Genomic DNA, 9,152 nt, shown 5'->3' with positions numbered 1-9,152 from the left:
GCTACTGTGAGGCTCGCCCCGGCTTCGGCGCTGTCAACGGTTGCCTTGATCTTTTCGAGCACATCAAAAAGCCTTCCCCGATTTAGGACTTATAATTAGCCCACGGTGTTATGTCTGCATTTATTATAACTTGAGATGTGAACGGGAACTTCGAATGAACAAACCTTAAATGGCTAGGGGTCTTGTCATGTGATGCTGCTCGTGAATGAGCGGCTCTCGGCAGTGGTATGCTTGGCTTCGTCGAGTACTTATCCATTTGACTGTCAGCTTTGCCGCGACAATAGCGCGACAAATGCCTCCTCCCTTTACTGAAATGACCATGACCGACGAAATCAACAGCGTAGAGCTCGCGACCGAGCTGACGATTGCCTGGCTCGGCAATCCTAATACTCGCACGTCAGCGGACGATGTGCCCGCATTCCTCCTCTCGATGCATCGGGCAGTGAAAAGCCTTGATGCTCCTGCTGCGCCTGAAGCGGAAACCGCTCCTACCCAGGATTATACGCCGGCGGTGTCAGTGCGTAAGTCGCTGGCCAGTAAGGACCACATCATCAGCATGATTGATGGTAAGCCGTATAAGACGCTGCGTCGCCACCTCTCCACCAATGGTCTGACGCCCGAGGACTATCGCGCACGCTACAACCTCAAGGCGGACTATCCCATGGTCGCAGAGAGCTACAGCGAAGCACGCCGTGCCATGGCAAAGACGATCGGTTTGGGCCGTAAGCCTGGCCAGAGCACAAAGCAGGAGCCGCAGCCGGCAACTGCTAAGACCAAGCGCACGCTCAAGCCCGCCTTCGAGCCCACTGCTCAGGCCGACAGCGGCGAGTAATAGATCCGGCCGCGGCGATGTGGAGGCGCTCCAGAGCTCAGTGACGATCGGAGCACATTGACAACGCCGCGGCTCATTTCAGAAGGGCAGGATGAGCCGTACCGCCATACCTCCCTATCGTGTCCAGCTGCTGCCCTTTCCCATGGTGATCGATGCCGACGGCTTACCTGTTGCCCATTCTCACGTGGTCGAGATCACCTTCCCCGGTGACGCGATCGAAACCGCGCTTGGTAAGGTGAACACGATCGTGGGGCCCGGCACCGCCAAGATTATCGTCGGCGATGCGACCATCCGCGGTGTTCCTCTAAGCTGAAGGCAGCGGCGCTCTTACCGCTACCTAAAAGGTTCAGCCTTGAGCGCATGTCCTGAGGTGTAGAAATGTCGTCTGCTTGCGCATGCATTCCCCGACGGGCAGTGGGTGCCCGACCAAGGAGTTTTGCCGATATGCCCAGGCTGCTTACGATCGATCACGACAGCCTGATTGACAACGAACGCGAGCGGCAGATCGAGTTCACTGCGGAAGTGGACGGCGATGATCGCGACTTTGCCGTGAAGTACGCCGTATTGAAGGAGCTGAGTGGCGATGAACCAGAAGACGATGCCTTGGAGCTGTTCGAGCGCTTTAGCGATGAGAGCGTCGACGTTTGCGTAGAGGCTTGTACGCTACGCCCTTCCGCCAGCATCATCGTCATCGCGGAAGGTGATCTCGAATAGATCACAAGGGCGCCGCCGGTATAAAGGCGGAAGGGGCATAAGGCAGCTTAGTTTTGGCAAATGCCGATGGTTCGCTGCCGAACTATAGGCCTTGTGCCCCTGTATAGTGGCAATGTTTATCGGTTGCCGACTCAAATAGGGCAAGTTAATCGGTTCCCAGCCGGATCGGTCGCGGCTCATGCGAGAATGTCTCCTGACGCCAGGAAACAGCCTCCATGCATTCGCGGAAGACAGCAATCGCGTCACTCTTGTTGGCGACGGCGTCAGGGTCTCTCGCTGCGATGTGCTCGAACAAGGCAAAGGCTACCGCTGTGTCTCCAGCAGCAGCCGATTGTAGGCGCATATCGGGATCGAGCATGTCCAACCTTGTTGTTGCGGGCAGCGCACGGTGGCTTGGCGCTAGTGGATTCGCAAGACCAATTAGCAGCGGGACAAAGTTGGCCAATCACCAGCTTTTAACGGCTGAAAGCGCAGCTTGTGCTTACTCGGTCGAGCACCTGCGCTGCCGGGTCGGAACACCCTCATTTAGCCATACAGCACCCGAGACGGGGTATGCCGTCGATGCGCAAGCCGATAAGCGGCGCGAATGGGTGAGATCGATAGGCTGGTTCCTGCCAGCATTGTTGAGCAATGGGTGTATCATTTGCGGCGCCAGCGGGCGCGGGCACGCGATGCGCTGTGGCTGCTGGATCAAGGGTTTACCGTCCACGACGGAAGGGATGGCGTGCCTACAGCTGACGCAAGCGCGAGGTGGCGGGCGGAGCAGGAAACGGTCATTTCCGAGGTAAATGCGCTGCTCGAGCTATACGACAGCATCAACCTTCATCGGCCTGCCGACGCGTTTTGAAGTCAACTTTGAAACGCGCGGTATTCCGGAAGGGAAAGTAGCGCCTCGCTAAACTTGCGGCCTCCGCACCTCCACGTGGGGCGTTCCACGCCGATGTGCGTTAGGGCGGATCGGAAGAGGAGAGTGAATGATGAAGCCCCATGTTCTAGCCATCGCTGCTGCGGTACTTCTGGCTTCTGGCGCTCAGGCCCAGACCCATGGCAACTCGCATAACCCGGCAGTCAAGGACAGCAGCGCGCGAACCACCGCTCTCGCAGCTAAGGGACGTAACTCGTTCACCGAGTCGCAAGCACAAGGCCGTATTGCCAAGGCCGGCTACACCAACGTGAGCAAACTCGCCAAGAACCGCAACGGGGTGTGGCAGGGCAGCGCCATGCAGCACGGCAAGAAGGTCAACGTAGCCTTAGATTACAAGGGCAATGTCACCGTTCACTGATCATCGACATACGGAGAAATACCATGACCACGACAATTAGCCGCCTTTTCGACAACTACTCCGACGCCAAGGCAGCCGTCGCCGATCTTGAGACGCTCGGCGTACCTCATGGCGACATCAGCATCGTCGCGAACAACGTTCATGGCGAGCATGGCCATGAGGGCGTCAATGAGGATGGCGATGTCAGCCGCGGCACCTCGACCGGCGCCTTGTTGGGCGGAGCTGGCGGCCTGCTTGCTGGTCTTGGTCTGCTTGCAATTCCGGGCCTTGGTCCGATCGTCGCCGCCGGGTGGCTTGCGGCAACGGCAGCTGGGGCCGGCATCGGTGCTGCTGGCGGCGCGGCCACAGGCAGCATTGTCGGCGCGCTAAAGAATGCTGGCCACAGCGAGGATGAGGCGAACGTCTACTCCGAGGGCGTGCGTCGCGGCGGAACGCTGGTCAGCGCCAAAGTGGCTGATAGTCACCTTACCGAAGCGCAGTCGATCCTCGACGCGAACAATCCGGTCGACATCGCTGACCGGGGTGCAGCCTATCGCAACAGCGGCTGGAGCAGCTTTGATCCAGATGCGCCGGCCTATACCGCGGAGCAGGTCACCCGCGAACGGTCAGCCTATGGTGCCGACGCTATCCCGACCCGCCTCTGAAGCTTAGACGCCGAGAGCCACTTCCTTGCGGGGTGGCTCTCGGCGAATGCCCAGGCCAGTATCTACAGGCGCCGATGATGACCAATCGCGCATTGCTTGCCGGCTCATGGCTGCCTTTTAGGAAGAGGCGCCCACTTCCACTCCCCATGTTGTTGCGCAACCGCAACGTATCCGATTGTAATATAGCGGTTTTCATACCGGATTAACGATCGTCGCTTAGCTGATCACCATGCGCGGCCGGCTCCGCTGTGCGGGATCAGCATCACATGAAAAGCTCCGACGTTAACCGCTTACCCTCAACGGTGCTCGGCAGCTTTGAGGCGCGGCGTGAGCTTCTCGCTGATTATCAGATGGAAGACTGCACACCAGAAGCCGAATTCGATCACATCGTTGCTCTGGCAGCAAAGTTCTTTGGTGTTTCGGGCGCTATGATCTCGATGGTCACCGCCGACGTCACCCTTTTCAAGGCGCGGATCGGCCTGGATGTCTGCATGATCGAGTCTCGGCATGCCTTCTGCCCGCACGCGCTCGACCTCGATTCTTATTTGGTAATTGAGGATACGTTGGAGGACGCCAGGTTCAGCGATAACCCGCTGGTCACCGGCAAGCCGCACATTCGCTTCTATGCAGGTACGCCGCTGCGGTTAGCGGCCGGACATGCGATCGGTACTCTGTGCGTTATCGATTCCAAGCCTCGCATGTTCAGCGATCATGAGCGCCAACTTCTGCAAGGGCTGGGACAGTTGGTGATCGACCGTCTCGAGAAGCGTCGGCAAGAGCAGCAGCTTGCCCAGCTAGCGCATTTCGATACGCTCACTGGCTTACCCAATCGCGCGCTACTTTACCGGCGAGCAGGGGAATTGCTTGCTGCTCAGCATCCGCTTGCCGTCCTGATGTTCGATCTGGACGGATTCAAGGACGTCAACGACCTCTTTGGTCACGTCACCGGCGACGCCTTGCTCAGTGCGATCGGACATCGATTAAGCAGCCTTCTTACGGACGATCAGATGCTTGCGCGCCTCGGCGGCGACGAGTTCGTCGTTTTAGCGCCCGACACCGGCGATCCAAGAGCTGCATGGACGGTAGCAGATCGCCTACGTTCGGCATTTGATGAAGGGTTTGTCGTCAACGGCCAGGAACTGCGGCTCAACACTTGTATTGGGGTGGCCCTGTCGCCCTATCATGGCGGCAGTATTGATGATCTCGTTTGCCATGCTGATCTCGCGCTTTACCGTGCCAAGGAACGCGGATGCGGGTCGATCGCCTTCTACGAACCGCATCTACGCCATCAGGTAGAGCATCGTCAGCGACTTCAGCACGAGCTACGTCGGGCGTTCGAACGGGACGAGTTCGAATTGTTTTACCAGCCGCAGGTGCGCCTCGCTGATGAAAAGATCGTTGGCATGGAAGCGTTGCTGCGTTGGCGCCATCCTGATCACGGCCTGCTGACTCCGGCGCAATTTCTTCCCATTCTCGAGCTGATGCCGCTAGCGGTCAGCGTCGGTCGGTGGGCGCTTGACACGGCAGTTGCTCAGGCAGCGCACTGGCATGCATCAGGTCAGCGCCTACGGGTCGCTATCAATCTATTTGCCTCGCAGTTTCGCGGCGCTTCGCTGGTGGAAGACGTTGCCTCAGCGCTGGCGCGGCACCGTCTCCCCGCAGAGCTGATCGAACTTGAGCTAACAGAGGATTTTGCAGGAAAAAACATTCGCACGATCGTCGATACCCTGAAGGCTCTACGTCAGCTTGGGGTGGGGATTGCGCTTGATGATTTTGGTACCGGCCGTGCCTCGCTCAACGTGCTGCGTGAGTTTCCGCTCACCCGCCTCAAAATCGATCGCGGTTTCATCTCCGACATTGCTGTTGGTGCAGAGCAATCAGCCATCGTCGGCAGCATTTTGACGCTAGGGCGTGCCTTTGGGTTGCCAATCATTGCAGAGGGCATCGAGCATCCGGTGCAGGCTCGCTGGTTGCGGGCGAAGGGCTGTGAAGAGGTGCAGGGTTGGCATTATGGCAAGGCCATGTCGGCATCGGCAGTGGGGCAGCTCATTGGAGTGTCCGAAGCTGCGAAGGGGTGCGCATAGGCCTCCGTAGCGACGCGATTTTTCAACGCGCATTGAGCGCGTGCAGTCATCAAAAATCCATGTCAGTTTACCAGTTCGCTAAAGGGTTGCTCAGGCCGGCCTACCTCCTCGCATAGACGCCGCTCCGAGCGGATGCCGAACAGGTAACCGACAAGCAGCATTCTGAGCATCAGCTCCGGATCAACCGAGGGACGACCGGTCGAGCTATAGATAGCTGCCAGCGCCTCCCTAACGAAGCCGAAGTCGAACAGGCCATCGATGCGCCTGAGCAGGTGGTCGGAGGGCACATGGTCATCCAGCCGGAAGGCATAGAACAAGGCGCCTTGTGCCACCTGCTGACCCATCATGCCTGTGATCCCCCGCCGCCTCGCAGCAGTGAATCATCCTCTCAGGCGTCCCGCAAGCCCGAGTTTTTCAATAGCCTCGGAGGGTTTTGACATCGGAAAGACCCAGATCTAGCCATTCGTGAGCAGCTTCTGGCTCCCATATTCCGGTCGTTCATACATGCCGGAAACAGAGGTGGTCCCTGACCTGCCCGCCGTATAGCTAGCTTCGCTTCAGGGAGTACCTTCAAGAGCAGTGGAACTTGCCGATCTCGCCCCATGGTCGGCTCAGCGGCAATTGTATCAACTAAAGAGGTGGCAGTACGCCAGGGTTTCGCTACCGCCGACCGCGGTTGCCGACCTTCCGGCGACAGACTCTCGACAGGGCCGAAGCATGGAAGACACGATCCTTCTCTTGATCGTCGGCGTGGCCGTCGCTGGCGTGTTCGGTCAATGGCTAGGCTGGCGGCTGAAGCTGCCGGCTATCATCCCGCTGCTGGCAATCGGCGCTGTGGCAGGGCCTATAGCAGGCATCGTCAAGCCCTCCGTAGCGCTCGGCGAGGTCATGCGTCCGGCGATTGGCATGGCAGTGGCCATCATCGTCTTCGAAGGTGGGCTCAATCTAAATCTACGAGAACTCCGCTCAGCAGGCTCAGGCGTTTTGCGACTGGTTGCGGTCGCGCTGCCGTTAAACTGGGTGTTTGGTACACTGGCAGGACATTACGTGGCAGGCATGTCATGGCCGGTTGCGGTGCTGGTCGGCGCCATTCTGGTTGTGACCGGGCCGACCGTGATCATGCCGCTACTTCGGCAGGCGAAGCTCGAACCGCGATCCGCGTCGTTCCTCAAGTGGGAAGCTATCGTTAACGATCCGATCGGCGCGACGATCACGCTGCTGGTCCTGAGCTTCCTTACCCTATCCACGACGATGACTACGCAAGATGCGCTCTTCCAGCTTGCCTGGCGTACTCTTGTGGGCGGCGGCATTGCCGCAGCACTCGGGCTGATCGTGCCGTTCGGCATCCGCTCGCTGTTCCGCCGCGATCTGGCGCCGGAGTTTCTGAAAACGCCGATACTGCTCGCAGGGGCGCTAGGCGTGTATGCGGCCGGCGAGGCTATCCAACCTGAGACGGGGCTGGTCGGTGCGACGCTGTTCGGCATTGTGCTGGCAAACATCGATGTAACGGGCCTTCAAGAGTTGCGCCGGTTCAAGGAGTCGCTCACCGTCTTTCTCGTCTCAGGGCTGTTCATCCTGCTGACGGCAAACATCGATCGGCAAACCGTGCTGATGCTGAGTTGGCCGATAGCACTGACAACGCTCGCCATCCTCTTCGTCGCCCGTCCGCTGGCGATCGGGCTCGCAACCATTGGCGCCAAGGTGAGCTGGTCTGAGCGTCTGCTGGTCGGCTGGATCGGGCCGCGCGGGGTTGTCGCCGCCGCGATCGCCGGCGTCGCCGGGGAGCGGCTTGCGAACGCGGGGTATCCAGACGCGCGCCTCGTCCTGCCGCTCGTGTTCGCGGTGATCGCATCGACAGTAGTGCTGCATGGTTTGTCGCTGGCACCGCTGGCGCGCCGCCTGGGGTTGGCTTCAGGTGGGCGTAGCGGGCTGCTGATCGTCGGCGCCTCGAGCTGGACTGTGGCGCTCGGCGAAGCCCTACGCGGCGCGGGCGTGCCGGTATTGGTCGTGGACCGCTCGGCCAATGCGCTTAAAGCAGCTCGTCTGGCCGGCTTGCAGACGATGCGTGTCGAGGTCCTGTCGGTAATCGGCGAGGAGATGATCGACCTGCGCGATTACGAGCATTTGCTCGCCGCCACGCCTGATGACGCGTACAACGCGCTTGTCTGCACCCGCTTCGCGGCCGAGCTCGGCCGCGAGCGCGTGTACCAGATCGCGCCGGACGAGAGCAGTGGCCGACATGCCGCCTCGCGCGAGTGGCGCGGCAAGATAGTCGTGAGCCCAGACATGGGATTCCAGCGCCTTTCAGACCTCATGCAGGGCGGCGCGGCGTTTGTTGTTGAGCCTGTGGAACAGGATGAAACCGCTTGGCAGACGGTGGATGGCTGGCCGGTTGCCCGTGTAAGCGCCACTGGATCACTCACGCTGTTCAGCCCTGAGCACGATGACACGCCAATAGCTGGCGACCTGATCGCGCGGCTTTATCAGCCAGCTCTTGCGCCCCCCCCTGTCCGAGGGCGGCGCCGGTTTCGCTTACCGGGTCGCCGCTCTATGACTTCAGCTGCGTGAGCGCGAGGACGGTTGCTGGCGCAGCGTGTGGGCAGCATAAGCAGCTATGGCCCACCAGGCATCAGGTTGCGGTGCAACAAGCCGTTTTCTGTTTCGTTGACATCGCAGCTCGTTGATGAAGATCGGCGGCTCGACATGAGGACAGATATATGACCGACACCGCTCTGAACGCCGGCAACGGCGGCGAGACGCATCAAATCGCCGATGCCGATCATCCCGTTCTCACCACCAATCACGGCACCCCGGTCAGCGACAACCAGAACCAGCTCAAGGCAGGCGCCCGCGGCCCCGTGCTGCTGGAAGACGAGGTCTACCGTGAAAAGATCAACCACTTCGACCATGAGCGTATCCCCGAGCGGATCGTTCATGCCCGCGGCTCGGCCGCGCATGGCTATTTCGAGTGCACCGAAAGCCTAGCCGATATTACGGTTGCCGACCTGTTTCAGAAGAAGGGACAGCGGACCGAGGTGTTTACCCGGTTTTCGACCGTGGCGGGTGGTGCCGGGTCGATTGACACGCCGCGCGATGTGCGCGGCTTTGCGGTCAAGTTTTACACGCGAGAAGGCAATTGGGATCTTGTCGGCAACAATATCCCTGTCTTCTTCATCCAGGACGCGATCAAATTCCCCGACCTGATTCACGCCGCCAAGATGGAAGCCGATCGCGGCTACCCGCAGGCAGCAACGGCGCACGATACCTTCTGGGACTTCATCTCGCTGATGCCTGAATCCACCCACATGATCATGTGGGCGATGTCGGATCGTACGTTGCCGCGGACGTTCGCCAACATGGAAGGCTTCGGCGTCCACACCTTCCGCTTCATCAATGCCGAGGGAAAATCAACGTTCGTCAAGTTCCACTGGAAGCCGAAGGCCGGCCTTGCGTCGACTATCTGGGACGAGACAGTGAAGCTCGCCGGCGCCGATCCCGACTTCCAGCGCCGCGACCTCTTCGAGCGCATTGCACGCGGCGACTACCCGGAGTGGGAATTGGGTCTGCAGCTGTTCGACGAGGAGTTCGCAAACAA

The 9,152-nt window shown here is 59.8% G+C and carries 10 protein-coding genes and 1 pseudogene; 9 read left to right on the top strand and 2 right to left on the bottom strand.

Annotated features, from left to right (window positions below; genetic code table 11):
• Positions 1 to 319: 319 nt before the first annotated feature.
• The 3 genes from OXR60_RS19585 to OXR60_RS19575 all read left to right on the top strand — a co-directional run bounded on the left by OXR60_RS19585 (position 320) and on the right by OXR60_RS19575 (position 1,546).
• Complete coding sequence (locus tag OXR60_RS19585; protein ID WP_267397735.1) at positions 320 to 832, top strand: MucR family transcriptional regulator; 513 nt, start codon at positions 320 to 322, stop codon at positions 830 to 832.
• 91 nt (positions 833 to 923) lie between these two features.
• Positions 924 to 1,145, top strand: coding sequence for a hypothetical protein (locus tag OXR60_RS19580; protein WP_267397734.1), 222 nt, complete (start codon positions 924 to 926; stop codon positions 1,143 to 1,145).
• A gap of 131 nt (positions 1,146 to 1,276) precedes the next feature.
• Positions 1,277 to 1,546, top strand: a complete 270-nt coding sequence (locus OXR60_RS19575) for a DUF1488 family protein (RefSeq protein WP_267397733.1) — start codon at positions 1,277 to 1,279, stop codon at positions 1,544 to 1,546.
• Positions 1,547 to 1,691: 145 nt separating this feature from the next.
• Here the strand turns inward: OXR60_RS19575 and OXR60_RS19570 are convergent, their stop codons facing one another.
• The gene (locus OXR60_RS19570; protein ID WP_267397732.1) at positions 1,692 to 1,904 is read right to left on the bottom strand and encodes a hypothetical protein; all 213 of its coding nucleotides are present in this window, start codon (positions 1,902 to 1,904) and stop codon (positions 1,692 to 1,694) included.
• A 228-nt stretch (positions 1,905 to 2,132) separates the two neighbouring features.
• Between OXR60_RS19570 and OXR60_RS19565 the strand changes: the two genes are divergently transcribed.
• From OXR60_RS19565 to OXR60_RS19550, 4 genes are all read left to right on the top strand, one after another.
• Positions 2,133 to 2,393 (top strand): hypothetical protein, encoded by a 261-nt coding sequence (locus tag OXR60_RS19565; protein WP_267397730.1) that lies wholly within the window; start codon positions 2,133 to 2,135, stop codon positions 2,391 to 2,393.
• A gap of 127 nt (positions 2,394 to 2,520) precedes the next feature.
• The gene (locus tag OXR60_RS19560; protein ID WP_267397729.1) at positions 2,521 to 2,829 is read left to right on the top strand and encodes a hypothetical protein; all 309 of its coding nucleotides are present in this window, start codon (positions 2,521 to 2,523) and stop codon (positions 2,827 to 2,829) included.
• A 23-nt stretch (positions 2,830 to 2,852) separates the two neighbouring features.
• On the top strand, positions 2,853 to 3,473 hold the full coding sequence (locus OXR60_RS19555; protein ID WP_267397728.1) for a hypothetical protein: 621 nt from the start codon (positions 2,853 to 2,855) through the stop codon (positions 3,471 to 3,473).
• A 266-nt stretch (positions 3,474 to 3,739) separates the two neighbouring features.
• Entirely contained in the window at positions 3,740 to 5,557 is a 1,818-nt protein-coding gene (locus tag OXR60_RS19550; RefSeq protein ID WP_267397727.1) for an EAL domain-containing protein, read from the top strand.
• Positions 5,558 to 5,658: 101 nt separating this feature from the next.
• On the opposite strand, the pseudogene OXR60_RS19545 reads toward OXR60_RS19550, so the two are convergent.
• A pseudogene (locus tag OXR60_RS19545) lies at positions 5,659 to 5,904 on the bottom strand (transposase); the annotation flags it as partial.
• A gap of 370 nt (positions 5,905 to 6,274) precedes the next feature.
• Here OXR60_RS19545 and OXR60_RS19540 point away from each other — a divergent pair.
• Together OXR60_RS19540 and OXR60_RS19535 are read left to right on the top strand one after the other, a co-directional pair.
• On the top strand, positions 6,275 to 8,125 hold the full coding sequence (locus OXR60_RS19540) for a sodium:proton antiporter (RefSeq protein WP_267397726.1): 1,851 nt from the start codon (positions 6,275 to 6,277) through the stop codon (positions 8,123 to 8,125).
• A gap of 149 nt (positions 8,126 to 8,274) precedes the next feature.
• Positions 8,275 to 9,152: catalase (locus OXR60_RS19535; protein WP_267397725.1), on the top strand; the 878-nt coding region annotated here is incomplete at its 3' end.

Source organism: Sphingomonas sp. GC_Shp_5 (assembly GCF_026540855.1).
Taxonomy (GTDB): domain Bacteria; phylum Pseudomonadota; class Alphaproteobacteria; order Sphingomonadales; family Sphingomonadaceae; genus Sphingomonas.
Note: the sequence above shows the minus strand (reverse complement) of the source record. Positions and strands in the feature narration are given on the sequence as shown.